At 72.4% G+C, this 20,460-nt stretch carries 16 protein-coding genes; 7 read left to right on the plus strand and 9 right to left on the minus strand.

Translation table 11 applies throughout. The annotated features are described in order from the left end of the window. Positions 1–54: 54 nt before the first annotated feature. A complete protein-coding gene (locus ABZ479_RS15135) occupies positions 55–1,398 on the minus strand; it encodes a UDP-glucose dehydrogenase family protein (RefSeq protein WP_500461999.1) in 1,344 nt (447 codons plus the stop codon). A gap of 182 nt (positions 1,399–1,580) precedes the next feature. On the opposite strand from ABZ479_RS15135, the gene ABZ479_RS15140 reads away from it, so the two are divergent. Beyond that, the gene (locus ABZ479_RS15140; protein ID WP_500462000.1) at positions 1,581–2,648 is read left to right on the plus strand and encodes an LCP family protein; all 1,068 of its coding nucleotides are present in this window, start codon (positions 1,581–1,583) and stop codon (positions 2,646–2,648) included. An 83-nt stretch (positions 2,649–2,731) separates the two neighbouring features. On the opposite strand, the gene ABZ479_RS15145 is transcribed toward ABZ479_RS15140, so the two are convergent. Both ABZ479_RS15145 and ABZ479_RS15150 read right to left on the minus strand, forming a co-directional pair. After that, positions 2,732–3,958, minus strand: a complete 1,227-nt coding sequence (locus ABZ479_RS15145) for an LCP family protein (protein ID WP_500462001.1) — start codon at positions 3,956–3,958, stop codon at positions 2,732–2,734. A gap of 118 nt (positions 3,959–4,076) precedes the next feature. Further along, positions 4,077–4,340, minus strand: coding sequence for a DUF1876 domain-containing protein (locus ABZ479_RS15150; RefSeq protein ID WP_499611127.1), 264 nt, complete (start codon positions 4,338–4,340; stop codon positions 4,077–4,079). Between the two features lie 130 nt (positions 4,341–4,470). Here ABZ479_RS15150 and ABZ479_RS15155 point away from each other — a divergent pair, with 130 nt between their 5' ends. Next, complete coding sequence (locus ABZ479_RS15155) at positions 4,471–5,013, plus strand: acyl-CoA thioesterase (RefSeq protein WP_500462002.1); 543 nt, start codon at positions 4,471–4,473, stop codon at positions 5,011–5,013. Positions 5,014–5,064: 51 nt separating this feature from the next. Here the strand turns inward: ABZ479_RS15155 and ABZ479_RS15160 are convergent, their stop codons facing one another. Next, positions 5,065–6,510 carry an LCP family protein gene (locus tag ABZ479_RS15160; protein ID WP_500462003.1) on the minus strand — a complete coding sequence of 482 codons (1,446 nt, stop codon included), beginning with the start codon at positions 6,508–6,510 and terminating at the stop codon, positions 5,065–5,067. Between ABZ479_RS15160 and ABZ479_RS15165 the strand changes: the two genes are divergently transcribed. Then, on the plus strand, positions 6,474–7,637 hold the full coding sequence (locus tag ABZ479_RS15165; RefSeq protein ID WP_500462035.1) for a glycosyltransferase family 2 protein: 1,164 nt from the start codon (positions 6,474–6,476) through the stop codon (positions 7,635–7,637). The genes ABZ479_RS15160 and ABZ479_RS15165 overlap by 37 nt on opposite strands. Before the next feature lie 16 nt (positions 7,638–7,653). Here ABZ479_RS15165 and ABZ479_RS15170 read toward each other — a convergent pair whose 3' ends face one another. The 5 genes from ABZ479_RS15170 to ABZ479_RS15190 form a co-directional block, all read right to left on the minus strand. After that, positions 7,654–9,561, minus strand: a complete 1,908-nt coding sequence (locus ABZ479_RS15170; protein ID WP_500462004.1) for an LCP family protein — start codon at positions 9,559–9,561, stop codon at positions 7,654–7,656. A gap of 203 nt (positions 9,562–9,764) precedes the next feature. Then, positions 9,765–11,438, minus strand: coding sequence for an LCP family protein (locus ABZ479_RS15175; RefSeq protein ID WP_500462005.1), 1,674 nt, complete (start codon positions 11,436–11,438; stop codon positions 9,765–9,767). A gap of 53 nt (positions 11,439–11,491) precedes the next feature. Next, positions 11,492–13,309 carry an LCP family protein gene (locus ABZ479_RS15180; RefSeq protein WP_500462006.1) on the minus strand — a complete coding sequence of 606 codons (1,818 nt, stop codon included), beginning with the start codon at positions 13,307–13,309 and terminating at the stop codon, positions 11,492–11,494. Between the two features lie 120 nt (positions 13,310–13,429). Continuing rightward, positions 13,430–14,740 carry an LCP family protein gene (locus tag ABZ479_RS15185; RefSeq protein ID WP_500462007.1) on the minus strand — a complete coding sequence of 437 codons (1,311 nt, stop codon included), beginning with the start codon at positions 14,738–14,740 and terminating at the stop codon, positions 13,430–13,432. Between the two features lie 129 nt (positions 14,741–14,869). After that, the gene (locus ABZ479_RS15190; RefSeq protein ID WP_500462008.1) at positions 14,870–15,622 is read right to left on the minus strand and encodes a TIGR03089 family protein; all 753 of its coding nucleotides are present in this window, start codon (positions 15,620–15,622) and stop codon (positions 14,870–14,872) included. A 116-nt stretch (positions 15,623–15,738) separates the two neighbouring features. On the opposite strand from ABZ479_RS15190, the gene ABZ479_RS15195 reads away from it, so the two are divergent. From ABZ479_RS15195 to ABZ479_RS15210, 4 genes are all read left to right on the plus strand, one after another. Beyond that, the gene (locus tag ABZ479_RS15195) at positions 15,739–17,349 is read left to right on the plus strand and encodes a peptidoglycan recognition protein family protein (RefSeq protein WP_500462009.1); all 1,611 of its coding nucleotides are present in this window, start codon (positions 15,739–15,741) and stop codon (positions 17,347–17,349) included. A gap of 64 nt (positions 17,350–17,413) precedes the next feature. Next, positions 17,414–18,496, plus strand: coding sequence for a mannose-1-phosphate guanylyltransferase (manB, locus tag ABZ479_RS15200; RefSeq protein WP_500462011.1), 1,083 nt, complete (start codon positions 17,414–17,416; stop codon positions 18,494–18,496). Between the two features lie 131 nt (positions 18,497–18,627). Further along, complete coding sequence (locus tag ABZ479_RS15205) at positions 18,628–19,605, plus strand: DNA-3-methyladenine glycosylase family protein (RefSeq protein WP_500462012.1); 978 nt, start codon at positions 18,628–18,630, stop codon at positions 19,603–19,605. Between the two features lie 29 nt (positions 19,606–19,634). Continuing rightward, the gene (locus tag ABZ479_RS15210) at positions 19,635–20,426 is read left to right on the plus strand and encodes a hypothetical protein (RefSeq protein WP_500462013.1); all 792 of its coding nucleotides are present in this window, start codon (positions 19,635–19,637) and stop codon (positions 20,424–20,426) included. Positions 20,427–20,460: the final 34 nt, after the last annotated feature.

The following is a 20,460-nucleotide window of genomic DNA, read 5'->3' on the forward strand; positions in this document are numbered from 1 at the left end:
ACACGACAAACGGGCGGCCCGGCGCAGCACGTAGTCCGGGTCGCGCCCGGAGGGCTACGCGTTCGGGCGGCCCATGGCCCGGAACGTCCACCCGGCCTCACGCCACCCCACCGGATCGAGCGCGTTCCGCCCGTCGATGACGTGCCGCCCGCGCGCCACCGCCCCGAGCGCCGCCGGGTCGAGCTCCCGGAACTCCCGCCACTCCGTGAGGTGCAGCACGACGTCAGCCCCTCGGACCGCGTCCAGCGCACTCGGGGCGTACCCGAGCGTCGGGAAGAGCCGCCGCGCGTTCTCCATCGCCTTGGGGTCGTACACGGTGACCTGCCCGCCCTGGAGGTGGATCTGCCCGGCGACGTTGAGCGCGGGGGAGTCCCGCACGTCGTCGGAGTCGGGCTTGAAGGCCGCGCCGAGCACCGCGATCCGCTTGCCGAGGAAGCCGCTGCCGCCGCAGGCCTCGCGGGCGAGCTCGACCATGTGGGCGCGGCGGCGCATGTTGATGGAGTCGACCTCGCGCAGGAACGTGAGCGCCTGGTCCGCGCCGAGTTCCCCGGCGCGGGCCATGAAGGCGCGGATGTCCTTGGGCAGGCAGCCGCCGCCGAAGCCGATGCCGGCGCGCAGGAACTTCTTCCCGATCCGCTCGTCGTGCCCGATGGCCTCGGCGAGCTTCGCCACGTCCCCGCCGGCCGCCTCGCTGACCTCGGCCATCGCGTTGATGAAGGAGATCTTCGTGGCGAGGAAGGCGTTGGCCGCCGTCTTGACCAGTTCCGCGGTCGGGTAGTCGGCGACGACGAAGGGCGTGCCGTCGCCCACGGGGGTCGCGTAGACCTCGCGCAGCAGCTTCTCGGCGTGCTCGGAGGCGACGCCGACGACGATGCGGTCCGGGTGGAGGGTGTCCTCGACCGCGAAGCCCTCGCGCAGGAACTCGGGGTTCCACGCCAGCTCCGCCTGGTCCCCGGCGGGGGCGAGCTCGGCCAGCCGGGCCGCCAGCCGGGCCGCGCTGCCGACCGGCACGGTCGACTTGCCGACGACCAGCGCGGGCCGCTCCAGGTGCGGGGCGAGCAGTTCGAAGGCGTTGTCGACGTAGCTCATGTCGCAGGCGTACTCGCCGTGCTTCTGGGGCGTGTTCACGCAGACGAAGTGGACGTCGCCGAAGGCGGCGACCTCCTCCCAGGAGGTGGTGAAGCGCAGCCGCCCGCTGGAGTCCGGCAGGCCCACGACGTGGCGGCGCAGCAGCTCCTCGAGGCCCGGCTCGTACATCGGCACGCGGCCGGCGGAGAGGGTCTCGATCTTGGCAGGGTCGATGTCCAGGCCCAGCACCTCGAAGCCCAGTTCGGCCATCGCCGCGGCGTGGGTGGCACCGAGGTAGCCGGTGCCGATCACGGTGAGCTTGAGCGCCATGCGGAGGGTCCCTCCCAGGTCGTGGCCTGATTGCGATGTTGAGCATAGCCCCGGCGGGACGTCCGGGTTCCTCCGGTGAGGGCACCGAAAGAGGCCCCGGGAATGGCCATGGCACCGCCCCACGCGCCACAATGCCCCCCGACGCACACGTGGGGAGCGGGTGCACATGGTGGGGGTGGACGATGACGACGACGGATCCGGCGGGCCACGAGCAGACGGCGGCCACGGAAACGGAACGGGAAGCGGTACCGGGGAAGGCGGCGGAGCCGGCCCGCAGGAGGCGCAGCCGCACCCGGCGGGTGCTGCTGGGCGCGCTGGTCCTGCTGGCCGTGGGCGTGCTGGGGGTGGCCGGAACCTTGTGGTGGGCGGTGGACCACTACACCGGCAAGGTGGACCGCATCCCCAACGTCTTCCCGACGAACGTGCCGGAGAGCGAGCAGCCGCAGGCCGCCAAGGGCGGTGAAACGTTCCTCCTGGTCGGTGTGGACGCCCGCTCCGACCTGCCGACCACGGGCCGGGACGCCCAGGCCCCGGAGTGGAAGCGCGGCGCCCAGCGCAGCGACACGATGATGCTGGTGCACCTGCCGGCCGACCACAAGCACGCCTACGTGGTCTCGCTGCCGCGCGACAGCTGGGTCCCGATCCCGGGGAACGGCAAGGCCAAGCTGAACGCCGCCTTCTCCTGGGGCGGCCCGCCGCTGCTGATCGACACCGTGCAGCGGCTCACCGACGTGAAGGTCGACCACCTGGCCGTGATCGACTGGAGCGGCTTCAGGACGCTCACCGACGACATCGGCGGCGTCGACCTGGCCGGGAAGCACATGAACGGCGAGGAGGCCCTGAAGTACGTCCGCGAGCGCTACAACCTGCCGCGCGGCGACCTGGACCGCACCCACCGCCAGCAGGCGTTCCTGCGCGCGGTGATCGCCAAGACGCTGACCAAGGACTCCATGAGCAACCCGCTGAAGGCCAAGGAGCTGCTGGACCGCGTCACCGGGGTGGTCAGCGTCGACGACCGGCTCTCCGACAGCGGCCTGCGCGACCTGATGTGGAGCATGCGCGGGGTGCGCGCGGGCGACATGGTCTTCATGAACGCCCCGGTCGGCGGCCTCGACATGATCAAGGGCCAGTCGGTGGTGCTGCTCGACGACAACGGCAGCGAGCAGTTGTGGGAGGCCATGCGCAACGACACCATGGCCGAGTACGTGGCGAACCACTCCATCGACCGCCTGGGCTCCTCGACACCGTGACCCGCCGCGGGTCCCGCGGACGTACGGAGGGGCCGGCCGGGCGCGGTGTGCGCGCCCGGCCGGCCCCTCGGCCGTCGGGGGGGTCAGGAGTCCGGGGTGACCGTGACCTTCTCGTCGTTCTTCAGCTGTGAGACCAGCTGCTTGACCTTCGGCATGTCCCACTTGAGCGCGCTGCCCACGTTGGTGCTGACGGAGCCCGAGGTCGGCATGTTCATCGAGAGCCCGTCGCCGCCGGAGACGCTCTTCATCGCCCAGAACATCGACGCCAGGTCCCACAGGCTCATGTCCTTGTCGACGATGAGCGTGTCCAGGCCGGCGCCCATGGTCGGGTAGAGCTTGAAGGGGTTGAGGACCGTGCTGGGCGTGGCCGTCTGGCTCGCGAGCGCGGCGAGGAACTTCTGCTGGTTCTTGGTGCGGCCGAGGTCGCCCTCGGCCTCCTGGTAGCGCTGGCGGACGAAGGCCAGGGCCTCGTCGCCGTTGAGGGTCTGCCGGCCCTTCTTGATGTGCAGGCCCGAGTTCTTGTCGTCGATGTCGCGGGGGATGTCCAGGTCGACACCGCCGACCGCGTCGACGAGGCCCGCGAAGCCGGCGAAGCCGATCTCGGCGTAGTGGTCGATGTGCAGGCCCGTGTTGTACTCGATCGTCCGCACCAGCAGTGTCGGCCCGTCTATCGAGTAGGCCGCGTTCAGCTTGTTCTGGCCGCGCGAGGAGAAGGTCTTGCCCGACTCGGAGCCCTTGAACTCGGGGATCGTGACGTAGGAGTCGCGGGGGAGCGAGATCAGCGAGTTCCCGTTGTCACCGACGTGCAGGATCATCATGGAGTCGGTGCGCTTGCCGTCGGCGGAGCCGGTGTGCAGCTGCTTCTTCTGCTCGCTGGACAGGCCCTCGCGGCTGTCGGAGCCGACGATCAGGTAGTTGGTGCCCTCGCCGGTCTCCGGGCGGTCTATGACCGTGCCCAGGTCCACCTCGCGGCGCACCTTGCCGTCCGCCCAGAAGTAGGTGCCGATCGACCACGCGGCGACCACGACGACCAGACCGATCAGGACCGCCTTGACCCGCCGCCTGCGGCTGCCGGGAGGCGTGGCGCGCCCGCCGGTGGACGGCGGGCCGTACGAGCCTCCGCCGTGACCGTCGTGGCCGCCCGGCCCTCCGTGGCCGGGGACGCCGCTGCCGTACGCCTGCTGGCGCGGCACGCTGCCGGGAGCCGCCGCCGCACGGCGCGGGGACAGCTCGGGGGGCAGCGGCGGCTCGGAGACCTGCTGCTGCCGCTGGTTCCTGTTGTCGGACCAACCGTCGGGCCATGCGTTCATGTACGGCAGTGTGCCCTGCCGCCCCGCCCGGCAGTGCCTCCGTGGCGCTTCTGAAGCAGAGCTGATGCAAAGGTCACAGGACCGGCGCGGTGCGGTGACCGGTTGTGCCCGGGTGCTCTCAGCCGGTGAGGTGCGTGGGGGAGTTGGTGTGGGTCTCGATCATTCCGGCGGCCTGTTCCAGCAGTTCGTGCGCGAGGTTGGAGCAGGCCCGCGACGCGGCCACGTCCTCCCCGATGCGCATGTCGGGCTCGTCGTTCGGATTGCGCCGCGAATAGCCGTGGCCCACCACGCCCGGGGCGCCGTCCCCGGTGAGCGAGGCGGTGCAGGCGGTGCGGCTGCCGTCCTCCTCGAGGGACAGCTTGATCGTCCACGTCTTCTCCATGGCGGATCACCTCTCGGACCTCGGGACGTCGGCCCCTTTCTCAGCATCCGCCCGCCCCCGCCGGCGGGCAAGGTGTGCCCGGTGGGGAGCAGGGCGGGGAGCACGGCGCCGCAGTGCTTAGGGTGGAGCCATGTTCGAGGAGCCGCCCCCGCACCCTGTGCCGTCCAAGCCCACGTCCGCCTCGCGGATCACGCTGGCGCACATCATGACCCACCACGACACCAACCTGCTGGGCACCGTGCACGGCGGCGTCGTCATGAAACTCGTGGACGACGCGGCGGGCGCCGTCGCCGGCCGCCACTCCGAGGGGCCCGCGGTGACCGGCGCCATGGACGAGATGGCCTTCCTCGAACCGGTGCGGGTCGGCGACCTCCTCAAGGTGCAGGCCCAGGTCAACTGGACCGGGCGCAGTTCCATGGAGGTCGGCGTGCGCGTGCTCGCCGAGCGCTGGAACGAGTCCGGTCCGGCGACCCAGGTGGCCAGCGCCTACCTGGTCTTCGTGGCCGTGGACGCCGAGGGCGCGCCGCGCCGGGTGCCCCAGATCGACCCCGAGACCGAGCGCGACCGGCGCCGTCTGCAGGAGGCGCAGATTCGCCGCACGCACCGGCTCGCCCGCCGCCGGGCGATCATGGAGCTGCGCGAGAAGCGCGCCGCCGACGGCTTCGACGACTGACGGGGCCCGCCCGCTCGTCCGCCCTCGGCGGCACGGGCCCACCGGCCGCCGTCAGCCGCACAGCACGCGGTCGCCGCGCGTCGGCGGGATCTCCACCGGCGGCGCCGGCGGCGGGTCCGGCTCGCCGGCCCGCACCGGGGTCAGCCCGTCGTAGTCCGCGCCCACGGTGATCCGCAGCGTCGGCCCCAGCCCGGAGACCGGGCGCAGTTCCGCGTACGGCAGGGCCGTTCCCAGGGCCTTGGCGGAGCGGTCCCAGCCCGGGTCGTAGTGGATGACGGTGTACTCCGCGTCGTGCCGGACGGTGTTGCCGGGCGTACCGGTGGTGCGGAAGCCCAGGTGGCGCAGTTCCTTGTCCACCCGCGCCCCCAGCCCGTTGACCGTCGTCCCGTTGTTGACCTGGACGCGGATCGACTTGGGCGGCACGTCGACCCGCTCGGGCTCGGGCGCCGGCGGGCTGGGCTTCACCAGGGGGCCGCCGTCCGGGCCGGTGAGCGGCCGGTCCTCGCGCAGCGCGTCGAAGATCCGCTTCGCGCCCTTCACGTCCCAGCGCAGGGTCGTCCCCACCCCCTGCACCCGGAACGGCGTGGCGTCCACCGGCACCGTGGCGTACTCCACCGAGCGGGCACCGAAGCCGCCGCGCAGCCCGGTAGCGAGGGCGATCAGGTCGTCCGGCTTGGTCTGCCGGTCCGCGCGCACCGAACCGAGCGCGGCCTTGGCCACCTGGTCGAGCTTCACGGGGTTCTGCAGCAGCCCGATGTCGGTGACCCGGCGGACCAGGGCCGCCAGGAACCGCTGCTGGTTCTGCATCCGCGGCAGGTCGGGGCTGCCGGGGAGGTGACCGGAGCGCACGTAGCGCAGCGCCGTGCCGCCGTCCGCGCGCACCGTGCCCGCGGGCAGTTCGAGTCCCGTCACGGGGTCGCTGAGCGGACGGGCGAAGCAGAGGTCGACGCCGCCGATCCGGTCGACGGTCCTCATGAACGAACCGAAGTCGAACTCGGCGTAGTGGTCGATCTTGAGCCCGGTCATCTTCTCGACCGTGCCGACGGCGAGCCCCGGGCCGCCCACCCCCCAGGCCCACTTCAGCTTGCCCGCCCGGGGCAGCTCCGCGTACGAGTCCCGCGGCAGCGCGACCACGCTGACCCGCCTGCCGTCCCGCGACAGGTGCGCCAGCATCATGGTGTCGGTGCAGTCGCAGGGCTCCCCGCCCAGCCGCAGCGCCGTGCGCTGCGCCTGGGTCAGCCCGCGGCGCACGTCCGTGCCGACGAGGAGGAAGTTGGTGCCCTTGGCGGGGCTGGGCCGGTTCTTCATCCCGGCGAAGGCGTCCACCCGCTCCAGGCGGTCGTCCATGTGCCCCAGGACGGCGTGCCCGATCCCGCTGGCGGTCAGGATGCCCAGCGAGAGGGCACCGAGGACGCGCATCCCACGGCGCACGGGCGTCCGCTTCCGGGTCCGGCGGGCGGCTGCGGCGGGCTGCTGACGGCGACGAGCGACGGTCATGCAGTCACGCTAAGGAGTCATACCGTCGTACGGGACGAGCCCCGCCCGGCCGCACGCGCTCCTATCATCCGTTCGCGGTAACGTGTGCGGCTGTGAACGCTGCGACCCCCCACGTGCTGCCCGCCGTCTCCGTGATCATGCCGGTGCTCGACGAGGAGCGGCACCTGCGAAACTCCGTCCGCCACATCCTCGAGCAGGACTACGCGGGCGAACTCGAGGTGGTCATCGCCCTCGGCCCCTCCACGGACCGCACGGACGAGATCGCCGCGGAGCTGGTGCGCGAGGACCCCCGCGTCCACACGGTGCCCAACCCCACCGGCCGCACCCCCGCCGCACTGAACGCCGCCATCAAGGCCTCCCGGCACCCCGTCGTGGTGCGGGTCGACGGCCACGGCATGCTCTCGCCCGACTACATCAAGACCGCGGTGCGGCTGCTGGAGGAGACCGGCGCGGTCAACGTCGGCGGCATCATGCACGCCGAGGGCGAGAACGACTGGGAGCGCGCCGTCGCCGCCGCCATGACCTCGAAGATCGGCGTCGGCAACGCGGCCTTCCACACCGGGGGCGCCGCCGCCCCCGCCGACACCGTCTACCTGGGGGTCTTCCGCCGCGAGGTGCTGGAGCAGCAGGGCGGCTACAACGAGGAGTTCATCCGCGCCCAGGACTGGGAGCTGAACTACCGCATCCGCGAGGCCGGCGGCCTGATCTGGTTCTCCCCCGAGCTGCGCGTCTCCTACCGCCCGCGGCCCAGCGTCCGCGCGCTGGCCAAGCAGTACAAGGACTACGGGCGCTGGCGCCGCGTCGTCACCCGCTACCACCAGGGCTCGGTCAACCTGCGCTACCTCGCCGCCCCGGTCGCCGTGGTGGCCATCGCGGCCGGCGTGGTGGTCGGTGCCGCGGTCAACCCGCTCGGCTTCGTCGTCCCCGGCGGCTACCTCGCGGCCATCGCGCTGGGCTCGCTCCCGGCCGGCAAGGGGCTGTCCGCCGGCGCCCGGCTGCGGATCCCGGTGGCGCTCGCCACCATGCACATGTCCTGGGGCTTCGGCTTCCTGACCAGCCCGCGGTCGCTCGCCCGGCGGGTCATCGCCAGCCGCCGCCCCGCGGTGCGGGCGGCGGCCGACGCGTGAGGCCGGGGGCGGACCCCTACCAGCTGTAGTAGGAGTTCACCTTCATGCACGCCGAGTCGTCGGAGGCGTTGAGCGCGCTCGCGCTGTCCAGCACCTCCTTGGTGTCGGTGCTGCTGGCCGCCGGGTACGTCGACCCGGTCGTCCAGTCGGCGCCGATCACCAGCGTGACGCCCTCGGCGGAGGAGGACTTCTTCACCACGCCGGCGGGCAGCTTCAGCGCCTTCGCGACGGCCAGGGCGTTCGCCTTGTCGTCGTCGCTCGCGTAGGTGATCGTGCTGCCGGACTGCGACTGCGGCGTGGAGTCGGCCTCGGCCTGGGTGAAGCCCAGCGACTTCAGCTCCTCCGTGACCGCGCCCGCCCGGCCGGAGACGGCGGGCGTCGAGGCGCTGCCGGTGCCGTTCTGGACGGTCACCGCGATCTCGCCCTTGGGCGAGGCCTTCGCGGTGGCGGTGGACTTGTCGGTCTTCTTCTTCTTGGCGGCCTTGCCGTCCACGGCCTGGTCGTTGCGGAGCAGCGTGAAGAGCTTGCCCGCCGCACCGGTCGGCACGACGTGCGCGGTCGGGTTCTCCGGGTCGGCGCCCCACGGCATCGTCGTCATGGTGATGCGGTCGGTGGGCACGCCCTTGAGGTCGTTGCCCATGTCGTAGAGCTTCTTGACGGTGCCGAGGCCGGTGTCGACGGTCAGCGCCTTGGTGGCGGCCTCCGCCAGACCGGTCAGCTTGCCGGGGTCGGTGAGCTTCGTCCCCGACTTCAGCTGGCGCACCATCGCGTTCATGTACATGTGCTGGGCGTGGGTACGGCCGATGTCGCTGCCGTCCTCGAAGCCGTGCCGGGTACGGAGCCACTGGAGGGCCTGCTGGCCCTTGATGGTGTGGTCGCCCTTGGTGAGCTTGAGCCCGGACTTGCGGTCCCAGACGTTGCCCTTGACGCAGACCGGGACGCCGCCGACCGCGTCGGCCATGGACACCACGCCGGCGAAGTCGATCATCATGAAGTGGTCGATGGATATGTCCGTGAGCTTCTCCCAGGTGGCCACGGTGCAGCCGGGACCGCCGTGCTGGAGGCTCGTGTTGATGGTCTCCGTCGTCGTCTCGGGGTAGACGCGCCCGTCGTCCGGGTCGGTGCACTTGGGGATGGTGACCCGGGTGTCGCGCGGGATGCTGACCACGGTCATGTTGCTGCGGTCGGCCGAGACGTGCAGCAGCATCTGGACGTCGGCGAGCGGTTTGCGGTCCGCGTCGGCCTTCGCACCGCCGAGCTTCTGGTTCGCCTTGGAGGCCCGGCTGTCGGAACCGAGGAGGAGGATGTTCAGCGGGGTCTGGCCGGCCGCGTTCGCCTTGCTCTTGGCGGCCTGGCTGTCGCCGAGGTTGAGCGCGTCCTTCTTGATGTTCGCGTTGAGGTGCTGGTAGTACGCGTAAGCGGCGCCGGCCGTCCCGAGTATCGCCACCGACGTGACGATCGCCACCCAGCGCAGGGCGCGCCTCTTGCCCTTCTTGCGGCGGCGGTTCCCGCGGCGGCCGCCGCCGTCCTGGCCGTCGTGTCCGTCGTCGTCCGCGCCGTCGCCCTGCGTCGCGGTCAGGGTGCCGGTGGACCCGCCGTCGTCCGCGTAGTCCTCGTAGGCGCCGTAACCGGCCCCGTGGCCGTCGTCGCCGTAGCCCCCGGCCTCATGGCCCGCCGTGTCCTGGCCGCCCGGCTGGTAGGGCGCGTACGGATCCTGCGGCGGGTACCCGGCGCCGCGCTGCGGCTCCTCGGGGCGGTAGCCGCCGCGCTGCGGCTGCTGCGGAACCGTCGGATGCGGGTGCGGAGTCGGCTGCTGCGGCACGTACGGCTGTCCGTGACCGTTCCCGTACGGAGCGTCGCCCCATCCGGGTTCGCGAGGATCGAAGGGGACGTTCCGCCCCCCGGGGATGCTGCCGTGGCGCATGTGGGCCCTCCCATGACGCGCTGGTCACTACGGTCACCGGCTGCGCCGCGGCGCTCGGATCGGGTGATGTTCAGCTGTGCGACTGTCGAAGTCCTGTGGAACCGGAACAGCCCTGCTCGCGAATGGTTGGAGGTCACGATACATAAACCGCGACGGGGTCAAGGCTTTGGTTTCTTATCGCCTGTGCAAAGCGAACGTGCGCATTACCCCAAACCGGGATCCCAGCGATATGGCCTGTACACGTCCATGCAGGCTGAATCATTCGCTCCGTTGAGGGCCCCGGCGCTCTTGGGCAGCGTTCCGCCGTCGTCGGCGGCACCCTGGAACGCCGTCCCGTCGCGCCAGTCGGCGCCCACGACGAGTGTGACGGAGCCGACATGTGAGGATTCCTTCACAGCGCCGCCGGGGAGCCCGAGCGCCTTCGCCACGGCGAGCGCGTCCGAGCGGCCCTGCGCGCCCTCGGCGGCCGGGTACTCGACGACGGTGGCCGCCGTCGGCTGCGCCGTGCCGTCCGCCGTCGCCCGGCCGAAGCCGGACTGAGCCAGCACCCCGGCCAGGGCTCGCGCCCGGCCGTTGACCGGAATCCCCGTGGCGTCGCCGGCGGTGCCGTTCACGACCGTCACCGGGATGTCCGCGGCGGGCCGGGCGGCCGGCCCGGACGGCTCGGACGGCTCGGTCCTCTCCTTCGGCTTCTTCTTCCCCTTGTCGTCGAAGGCGACGTCATGGACCAGCCGCGACCACACCTTGGGGGCGGCCACCGGGTCCGGCATGTAGTGCTGGTCGTTCTCGGTGTCCGTGACCGGCGGCATGGTCAGCATGGTGATCCGGTCCGACGGCACGCTCTTGAGCTGCATGCCGAGGTTGAGGAGCTCCTTCGGTGTCCCTATCTCCTCCGACACCTGCAGCGCCTTGGTCGCGGCCTCGGCGAGGTCCCGCAGCCGTCCGCCGTCGGTGAACACGTTCTGCGAGCGCAACTCGCGCACCATCGAGTTCATGTACATGTGCTGCGCCTGGGCGCGCCCGAGGTCGCTCTCGAAGGCGTGCCGGGTACGCAGCCACTGCAGCGCCGTCTTGCCGGTGATCTTCTGCCGGCCCGCCTTCAGCTTCAGCCCCGACCCTCCCGGCTGCTGCGGGGTCGGGTGGTCCCACACGGGCTGCTTCACACAGACGTCGACGCCGCCGATCGCGTCGGCCATCTTCACCACGCCCGCGAAGTCGATCATCATCCAGTGGTCGATGTAGACCTTGGTGAGGTTCTGCACGGTGGCGAGCGTGCACCCGGGACCGCCGCGGGCCAGGCTCTCGTTGATGATCGCGTGCGTGGTGGCGGCGTACTTCTTGCCCGTCGTCGGGTCGGTGCACGCCGGGATCGGCACCCGGGTGTCGCGCGGGATGCTCACCACGGACATGTTGCTGCGGTCGGCGGAGACGTGCAGCAGCATGATCACGTCGGCGCGGGGCGGGTCGCCCTTGGTGTACTTGGCGCCGCCCAGCTTCAGGTTCTCCTCGGAGTTGCGGCCGTCGGCGCCCAGCAGCAGGACGTTCAGCGCGTTCGTCGGCGCCTTCGCCACGTCGCTGTCGCCGCTGTTCCGCTTGCCCTTGCGGATGTTGTCGCTCAGGTGCTCGTAGTACGCGTAGGCGGCGCCCGCCGTCCCGAGGACGACCACCGCGAGACCGGTCGCGGTCCACTTAAGGACCCGGCGTCCGCGCTTCGCCGGCCGCGGCCCTCCGCGGCGCCCGTCGCCGTCGCGGTCACCCGCGGGGTCCGTGTGCGGGGACCGCGCCGTGTCCGTGCCCCGCTCCGCCGCCCCGTCCCGCGGGTGGTCGTCGTAGAGGCTGTCGTCCCAGCCGAGATCGCGCACACGACTGTCCGTCATCGTCCGGTACCCACCCTGCCACCTCTGTCGGCCCTCGTGCCCTCAACGGGCGGCTACTTGGCGCACACGCTCTTGTCGTCGGCCTCGACCTTCTGGATGCCCTCGGGGGCCTTCGTCGGCGCGGCGATCGGCGTGCCGGCCTGCTTGAAGTCCTTCCCGAGGGTGAGGGTCATGTTGGCGCGCGGAGCGGCGTCCTCGGTGCCCTGCTGGAGCGCCGAGGCCGGCAGCCCCATCATCTCGGCCAGCCGCCGTGCCTGGTCGGCCTGGTTGGGCGCGTACTCCAGCGTCGTCTTCTTCACCTCGGCGGGCGCGTTGCCGCCGTTGGTGGAGCGGCTGACGCCCTCGTCGTTCTGCAGCCAGTTGACGGTGTCCTGGGCGGCGCCGAAGACCCCGCTGCCGTTGAACACCTCGACCCGGACGTCGATCGGGTCGGCCTTGGGGCCCTTGAGCTTGGCCGCCTCGGACGCCTTCTGCTTCTTCTTCACCTCGGTGAGCGAGATGTCGTCCTTCACCATGCTGAACAGCTGCGGCGCCTTGGTCTCGTCCAGCACCACCGTGGTGTGCACCTTCTCGGCGGGGTTGTCTATGACCGGCACCGTCGCGAAGGTGATGTTCTTGGTGTTGACCCGGCTCAGGTCCTTGGCGAGCTCGCTCAGCTTGGTCACGCTGCCGATGCCGGTGTCGACGGTGAGCGCCTTCGTCGCGGTGTTCGCCAGCTTGAGCAGCTTGGTCGGACTGGTCAGCGTGTCGCCCGACTTCATCTTGCGCATCATCGAACTGAGGAACTGCTGCTGCAGTTCGATGCGGCTCAGGTCGCCGCCGAAGCCGACGCTGTGCCGGGTGCGGACGAAGGCCAGCGCCTGCTCGCCCGCGACGGTGTGCCGTCCCTTGGCCAGCTTCAGGTGCGAGTCCGGGTCGTCGATGTCCTTGGCCAGGCACACCTCGACGCCGCCGACCGCCGTCGACAGGTCCTTCACCGCGTCGAAGTTGGCCATCATGAAATGGTCGGGGGTGATGCCGGTCAGCGCCTTGACGGTCCGCATCGTGCAGCCCGGGTCGCGGCCGTACTGGCCCAGGCTGGTGTTGAACCGGACGTCGCTCTCCGCCGGGATGATCTTCGTGGAGCCGTCGGGCTGCTTCGTCGGGCAGTCCGGGATGTCGGTGATGATGTCACGCGGGATGCTCAGCGCCGTCGCGTTGGAGCGGTCCTTGGAGACGTGGAAGAGGATCGTGGTGTCGGCGTGGCCGACGTTGGCCGCGTCGCCGTACTTGCCCTTCAGGCCCTGCCGGCTGTCGGTGCCGATGACGAGGATGTTGACCGGACCGGTGGACGTGGCGTTCTTGGAGCCGATGCCCGGGTCGATCGCGTTGATGTTGCCGTTGAGCTGCTGGTACAGGGCGTAGACGCCCACGCAGGCCGCGATGATGACGACGCCCAGCGTGCCGGCCGTCCAGATCAGGGCCCGCTTCTTCGCCGACTTCCGGGCCTTGGGACGACGCCGGCTGGTGCGTGCGGCCGCACGGCCGCCACCCTCGGCCCGGGCGGCCGCACGGCCGCCGCCGGCCGCCCTTCCGGGCCCCGTCGTACGGCCGTTGCCCGCCGCGCGGCCGCCGCCCGCCGCCCTGGAGCCGCCTTCGGCGGAGCGGCCGCCCTCGGCGGCGCGGCCCTCGCCCTCGGCGCCGGAACGGCCCTGTCGTGCGCGGTCGCCGCCCTGTGGCTGGACGCGCTGTGCCCGCCGGCCCGTCCCCTGCGCGGGAACGGCTCGCTCCGCCTGCTGCGGGGGGTCGAGCCGCAACTGGTAGCTGCCCGTCTCGGGATCGAAAACCCACTGATCCGCCGGGTCGACGTGCCTACGGCCTTGCGTGTCCACGGTCGATCGAGTCCTCCGTCTCGGCCGCTGCAACAGGCCGGATCGCTCACACTAACCCCACAGTTCAGCGTCTACGCCCGCCGCTGACAAATTCCGCTCCCCTACACCTGGACAAACTGTTCAATCCCCACTGCCGCCGCACACGTCGCGGTCGGCGGTGGTGCCGCGGTACGACGGGGACGCACTCGCCGAGCCCGACGGTGTAGGAGATGCCGGAGGGGCGGTGGAGGTTCCGCCGTCCGTCGGACGGGGCGAGCCCGAGCCGGAGTCCCCGTCGCCCTCGACCGTCACCTGCCCGTCCTCGCGCAGCGTCGTGAACAGTTCGTCCGAGGCGGGCTGCACCAGTTCGTCACGGTTGGGGTCCGCGGTGTAGGGGCGCCGCGGCACGGTGAGGAAACGCACCTGGTCCGTGGGCGTCTTGCGCAGGCTCTGCGCCAGTTCGTACAGCTCGGCCAGCGAGTCCAGGCCCTCGTCCGCGGTGAGCGAGGAGGTCGCGGCGTCCAGCAGCGGGTAGAGCTTGGCGGGGTTGAGCAACACCCCCGTGGAGTCGACCTTCTGCACCAGGGAGGCGAGGAACTGCTGCTGGCGGTCCATCCGCTGGGTGTCGCTGCCGTCGCCGATGCCCTTGCGGGCGCGGACGTAACCGAGGGCCTGTTCGCCGCGCAGCACCTGGCGCCCGGCCTCCAGGTCCAGGTGCGCGTCCTGGTCGTGCACGGCGTGCGGGACGCAGACCTCGACGCCGTCGACCGCGTCGACCATCTTCTTGAAGCCGTTGAAGTCCACCACGAGGTGGTGGTCGACGCGGATCCCGGTCAGCTTCTCCACCGTGCGGATCGTGCAGGCCGCGCCCCCGAACTCGAACGCCCAGTTGAACTGCGCGAACTGGGGGTTCGTCATGCTGCCGTCGGCCCGCCGGCACGAGGGGATGTCGACCATGAGGTCACGCGGCAGGCTGACCGCCGTCGCGGTCTGCCGGTCGGCGGCCAGGTGCAGGAGTATCGCGGTGTCCGAGCGCTGGGTGCCGGTGTCCTGGCCGTACTTGCCGTTGCCGTTGCCGCGGTCGTCCGAGCCCAGGAGCAGGATGTTCTCGGCGGTGGTCGCCTCGGGCAGCACCGTCGGCCGCTCGGACTGCACCCGCATCAGCTCGTGGGCGGTGTCCGTGTCCGTCCGGATGTTCCCGTCGAGCTGCTTGTAGACGTACCAGGAGACCCCGGCCCCGGCGAGCAGCACCAGGGAGACGACCACCCCGAGGACGCGCAGCCAGGTGCGGCGGCGTTTCCTCGGTGCGGCCTCGGCGGGTGGGGTGTCGCGCTCCGGGCTGTCGCTCTGCGGGGTGCCGGCTTCCGGGGTGTGGGTGGATGGGGCCTCGGCCGCTGGGGCCTCGGCGGGAGGGGTGCCCTCGGCTTCCGGCGAATCGGCTGGCGTGGTCACGTCCGGGCCCGTCCTTACAGGTGCTACTGATGATCAGGTCACCTATAAAGACCGTCCAGTCCCGTCCTCGGTTGTGCGGAGTTGTTCAATTCCGTCCGAGGCGGCCGAAGACGGTGGCCGGGCGCCCGGCTACGCCACGTGGGTCACCCGCTCGCTCTCCCGGCGCTTGTCCAGGTCGGCGGGGGGCAGCCGGTCCAGGTTGCGGCAGAGCACCACGGAGGCGTCCGCCGCCAGCGGCGCCAGCAGCCCCGCGGCCAGCCCGTCCCAGTCCTCGTACGACCGGCCCGACAGCAGCCGCGCCCCGGCCGTCAGGCCCAGGGCCGAGGCGGAGGACCGGGCCCGCCCGACCACCTCCGCGCCGGTGAGCTCCTCCCCGTCCGGCAGCTCCAGCGCCGGCGCGCCGGCGTCCACCGGCGCGTACGGGACGAAGCGGTCGCCCTGCGACGGCACCTCGACCGCGTAGTCCAGGAAACCCTCGGGGGGCTGCGGGAACCGGCCGCCCAGCGGGCGCAGCGCCAGCGCGACCCGCTCGCCGGAGCAGGCGCGGGCCGCCTCCAGCGTGTCCGGGCCGGACACCACCAGGTCGGCACCGCCCGGGTCGCCGCCGGGCACCACGACCACGCCGGTGGAGAAGCAGGCGAGCACCCATACCGCGGTCTGCCAGTGCGCCGGCAGCAGCAGTGCCGCGCGGTCACCCGGCTGGGCGCCCAGTTCGTCCTGGATGAGGTTGGCGGTCTTGGCCACCCAGTTGCCGAAGGTGGCCACCGACAGTTCGACGCGTTCGCCGGTGGCGTCGTCGTAGAAGGTGACCAGGGGCCGGGCGGGGTCCGCCGCGAGCGCGGAACGCAGCAGGTCGGCGGGTGTACGGGCAGTCGCTGTCACGCGGCCCAGGCTACGTCAGGCGGCGGCGTCCCGGGCGGCGCTGAGGGCCCGGCAGAAGAGGACGGTCCGTCAGATCCCGGCTGCGCGTTCTGGGGGCTTATGCAACCGTTCTTCCCATGCGTGCACTTCTTGCGACGTCGATCTCCGCGGCGTGCATGGCTGCTCTCGCCCTGCCGCTCGCCTTCCCCTCCGGCGCCACCGCCACCAGCGCGCCGGCGCGGGCGGCCGCCTCCGACACTCCCCCCGGCGCCACCCGCACCCTCGCGCTGGGCCCGCTCGCCACGTCCGGCCGTGTCGTCGGCGCCCCGCTCTCCCAGGGGCTGCCCGCCCGTGCCGTACGTCCGTTCTCCATGATCGGCATCACCTGGGACGACGTCGGCACCGACCTGCGCGGCACCGTCCAGGTCAGGACCCGCGCCCTCGGCACCGGCCGGTGGTCGAACTGGCGCACCGTCGAGGCGCACAACGACGACGCCCCCGACGCCGGCTCGGCCGAGGGCTCGGCCCCCGCGGTGCGCGGCTCGACCGTCCCCCTGTGGGTGGGCCGTTCCGACGGGATCGAGGTGCGGGTCGTGCCCGAGGCCCCCACCGGCGGCAGGCGCGGGGTGCAGCCCGGCCTGCCCAAGGGGCTGCGGGTGGACATGGTCGACCCCGGGGACGCACCGGGCGACGGCCCCGGTGACGGTCCCGGCGGTGACGTGGGTGGTGACCTCGGCGGTGACCTCGGCGGTGACCTCGGCGGTGACCTGGGTGGCAGCTACCTCGACCCCGATGCCGCCCTCGACCCCGGCCCCGCCGGGCCGGGAGGCACGGGCCCGGGCGGTGACGTCACGACAGGCGGCCCCTCCGTCGGCGGCGTCCCCTCCGTCCCCGGCCCCTCCGGCGGCGACCCCTTCGCCGGTATCGGCCCCGGTGAGGGTGCCGGTCCCGCCGAGGACGGCGACCCCTTCGACGGCGTCGGACCCAGCGAGGCCGGCGACCCGCTCGGCGGAGGTCGCCCGCAGGACGGCACCACCACCGACACCGCGGCCGACCCGGGCGACACCACGGGCACCCCGGTCGAGTCCCCCTTCGTGCCCGAGCTCAGCCGGTCCCAGACCGAGGCCCTCACCGGGCAGCGCTTCACCGGCGCGCGCCCCCGCATCGTCACCCGGTTCGGCTGGGGCGCGGACGAGCAACTGCGCAACGAGGAATCCGAGTTCACGGATGCCGTCAGCGCGATCTTCGTCCACCACACCGCCACCGGCAACGACTACGAGTGCTCCGACTCGCCCTCCGTCATCCGCGGTATCTACCGCTACCACGTCAAGAGCAGCGGCTGGCGCGACATCGGCTACAACTTCCTCGTCGACAAGTGCGGAAACATCTACGAAGGCCGGAGCGGCGGCGTCTCCAAGGCCGTCTTCGGCGCGCACACCCTCGGCTTCAACGAGCACACCATGGGCATCGCGGTGCTCGGCGACTACTCCGAGGAACGGCCCAGCGCCGAGGCCCTGTCGGCCGTCGCCCGGCTCGCCGCGTGGAAACTCGGAATTTACGGCCGCAACCCGGAGGGCATGACCTATCTGGTGTCCGGAGGGAGCAACAGGTACCCGAAGGGCACACGTGTCCACATGAACGTCATCTCGGGCCACCGGGACGGATTCAACACGCAATGCCCAGGAACGGTGTTGTACGACGATCTCGGCATCATCCGCCGCACCGCGGCGGGGCTCCAGGGCCGCTGATCGCACCCTGCATAGGATTGGCCGCTCATTCGTTCGGCCCGCCAGGAAGCGGAGACAAACACAGGTGACTGAAGCGATCCTCTTGGTCGGCGGCAAGGGCACCAGGCTGCGCCCCCTGACGGTGCACACCCCCAAGCCGATGGTCCCCGCGGCCGGTGTCCCGTTCCTCACCCACCAACTGGCCAGGGCGCGCGCGGCGGGCGTCGAGCACATCGTCCTGGCGACCTCCTACCTGGCCGAGGTCTTCGAGCCGCACTTCGGCGACGGGTCGGCCCTGGGGCTGCGCCTGGAGTACGTCACCGAGGACGAGCCGCTCGGCACCGGCGGCGCCATCCGCAACGTGGCGGACCGCCTGGACTCCGCCCCCGGCGACCCGGTCCTCGTCTTCAACGGGGACATCCTCACCGGCCTCGACATCGCCGGCCTCGTCGCCACCCACCGCGACTCCGGCGCCGACGTCTCCCTCCACCTGACCCGGGTCGAGGACCCGCGGGCCTTCGGGCTCGTGCCGACCGACGCCACCGGACGCGTCACCGCGTTCCTGGAGAAGCCGGAGACGCCCGAGGAGATCGTCACCGACCAGATCAACGCGGGCGCCTACGTCTTCGACCGCTCCGTCATCGACTCCATCCCCACCGGCCGCCCGGTCTCCGTCGAGCGCGAGACCTTCCCCGGCCTGCTGGCCGACGGCGCCCACCTGCAGGGCATGGTCGACTCCACGTACTGGCTCGACCTCGGCACCCCGCACGCCTTCGTCCGCGGCTCCGCCGACCTCGTCCTCGGCCACGCGCCCTCCCCGGCCGTCCCGGGCCGCTGCGGCGAACGCCTCGTCCTGGAGGGCGCCCGGATCGCCGACGACGCCAAGCTCACCGGCGGCACCGCCGTCTCCGCGGGCGCCGTCATCGGTTCCGGGGCGGTCGTCGAGGGCAGCACCGTCCTGGCCGGCGCCGTCGTGCACCCCGGCGCGACGGTCGTGGACTCCCTCATCGGCGCCGGGGCGGTCATCGGGGAGCGCACCGTCGTCCACGGATCGGTCATCGGCGACGCCGCACGCATCGGCGCCGACAACGAACTGCGGCACGGGGTGCGCATCTGGTGCGGCGCGGTCATCCCGGACGGCGCGGTCCGCTTCTCCTCCGACCAGTAGCCGCCGTGCGCCCGGCCGGTGGGCGCGTCCCGCCCACCGGCCGGGGGGCCCGGGGCCCGTGCCCTCGGAGCCGGCGGCCCCGGCGGCCGGAAAGTCCCGAAGCCCGGCGGCCCACGCCGTACGCTCGGAGGGTGCATCCCGAGCAGACCCGACTCCTCCGCGCCTCGTCCGGCCGCGTCCCCGGCCCCCGCACACCCGGCCGCACCCGCCGCTGGACCCCGCGCGGCCCCCTGGACCTCGGGCTCACGCTCGGCCCCCTGCGCCGCGGACCGGGCGACCCCGCCTTCCGCGTCGGCGCCGACCGCGCGGTCTACCGCGCCTCACGCACCCCCGAGGGCCCCGGCACCCTGCGCATCGCCCGCCCCTCCGGCGGCGAGGTCGAGGCCGAGGCGTGGGGCCCCGGCGCCGAATGGCTGCTGGACGGCCTCCCCGGGCTGCTCGGCGACACCGACGACCCCGCCGCCTTCACCGCCCGGCACCGCGTCGTCCACGAGGCCCACCGCCGCAACCCCGGCCTGCGGCTGACCCGTACCGGACTGGTGCTGGAGTCCCTCGTCCCGGCGATCCTGGAGCAGAAGGTCACCTCCGACGAGGCCTACCGCTCGTGGCGGGTCCTGCTGTGGCGCTTCGGCGAGCCCGCCCCCGGCCCCGGCGAGGAACTGCGCATGCGGGTCATGCCCGACGCCCGCGGCTGGGCCATGATCCCCTCCTGGGAGTGGCACCGCGCCAACGTGGACGGCAAGCGCTCCGCCGCCGCGGTCCGCGCCGCCCGCGCCGCCGCCCGCATGGAGCAGGCCACCGCCCTCGCCCCCGCCGACGCCCTCGCCCGGCTCCAGGCCGTCCCCGGCATCGGCCCCTGGACGGCCGCCGAGACCCTGCAGCGCAGCAACGGCGACCCGGACGCGGTCACCGTCGGCGACCTCCACCTGCCGCACACCGTCGGCTACGCCCTCACCGGCGCCCACCGCACGGACGACGCCACCATGCTGGAGCTGCTGGAGCCCTACGCCGGCCAGCGCCACCGCGCCGCCCGGCTCATCCTCCTCACCGGCCGCCGCCCCCCACGCCGCGCCCCCCGCATGGCCCCGGGCAACATCGTCCCGCTCTGACGCGCGGGACGCCGCCCTACACTCTGCGGGTGACGACCACGAACGCCGCCCTCGCCGACATACTCGACCGCCGGAAGCCGGAGGAGGAGGCGGAGCAACTGCTCGCCGCCGTCATCGATTTCGGCGTGTTCGTCCCCGTGGGCGACAACGGCTCGGTGATCTTCATGAAGGGGCAGGACGGGGATCCCGTGCTGCCCGGTTACGTCAGCGAGGCGTGTTGTCACCAACGCCGGCCCGAAGCCGCCGCCGCCCTTCATTGCGACGTGACGCGCCTGATGGACATCCAGAAGCACACCAACACCGAAGCGCTCGCCGTCTTCTCCGAACACGGCTGGGCCACGGTTCCCTTCGCCCTGGTGGCACACACCCTGCGCAGCCGGGGCATGCGCCTGACGAGCGAGCGCACCGTGAGGTACAGCTGGTCCACGCACCCGATGGCCGTGGCGCTGCGCGACACGGTCCGCGACCGGCTCCTGGACTTCCCCGGCATCGGGTGCGTGTGGATCGCCGAGGTCCGCTGGATGGACACGGGCACGGAACAGCTCATGCTCCACCTGGCGCTCACGGACGCCGCGCAACCGGGCACGGCCGACGCGCTGATGGAGGACGTGCTCTCGGCGATCGCCCTCGGCGCCGAGACCCGCGAGGTCGTCGTACGGGTGCTGCACCCGGAATCCGATGCCGATGCGGCCGCCGCGCGCGAACTCGACACGATGGGCCTGGACACCGTGCGCGCGGACCATGCCGCACGCCGCGTCGAGGTGGTCTCGCGCGAGTACGACGTGGCACCCGAGCGGCCGCGCCGCTGGTGGCGCCGGTAGGCGCGCTGCCGGACGGGGAGATCGACGCGGTCCG

The organism is Streptomyces sp. NPDC005722 (genome assembly GCF_040630935.1).
Lineage (GTDB): Bacteria > Actinomycetota > Actinomycetes > Streptomycetales > Streptomycetaceae > Actinacidiphila.

Bases quoted from the DNA above. Each gene is read 5' to 3' on its own strand.
- ABZ479_RS15135 (WP_500461999.1), bottom strand. From the start codon at position 1,398: ATGGCGCTCAAGCTCACCGTGATCGGCACCGGCTACCTCGGTGCCACC.
- ABZ479_RS15140 (WP_500462000.1), top strand. From the start codon at position 1,581: ATGACGACGACGGATCCGGCGGGCCACGAGCAGACGGCGGCCACGGAA.
- ABZ479_RS15145 (WP_500462001.1), bottom strand. From the start codon at position 3,958: ATGAACGCATGGCCCGACGGTTGGTCCGACAACAGGAACCAGCGGCAG.
- ABZ479_RS15150 (WP_499611127.1), bottom strand. From the start codon at position 4,340: ATGGAGAAGACGTGGACGATCAAGCTGTCCCTCGAGGAGGACGGCAGC.
- ABZ479_RS15155 (WP_500462002.1), top strand. From the start codon at position 4,471: ATGTTCGAGGAGCCGCCCCCGCACCCTGTGCCGTCCAAGCCCACGTCC.
- ABZ479_RS15160 (WP_500462003.1), bottom strand. From the start codon at position 6,510: ATGACCGTCGCTCGTCGCCGTCAGCAGCCCGCCGCAGCCGCCCGCCGG.
- ABZ479_RS15170 (WP_500462004.1), bottom strand. From the start codon at position 9,561: ATGCGCCACGGCAGCATCCCCGGGGGGCGGAACGTCCCCTTCGATCCT.
- ABZ479_RS15175 (WP_500462005.1), bottom strand. From the start codon at position 11,438: ATGACGGACAGTCGTGTGCGCGATCTCGGCTGGGACGACAGCCTCTAC.
- ABZ479_RS15195 (WP_500462009.1), top strand. From the start codon at position 15,739: ATGCGTGCACTTCTTGCGACGTCGATCTCCGCGGCGTGCATGGCTGCT.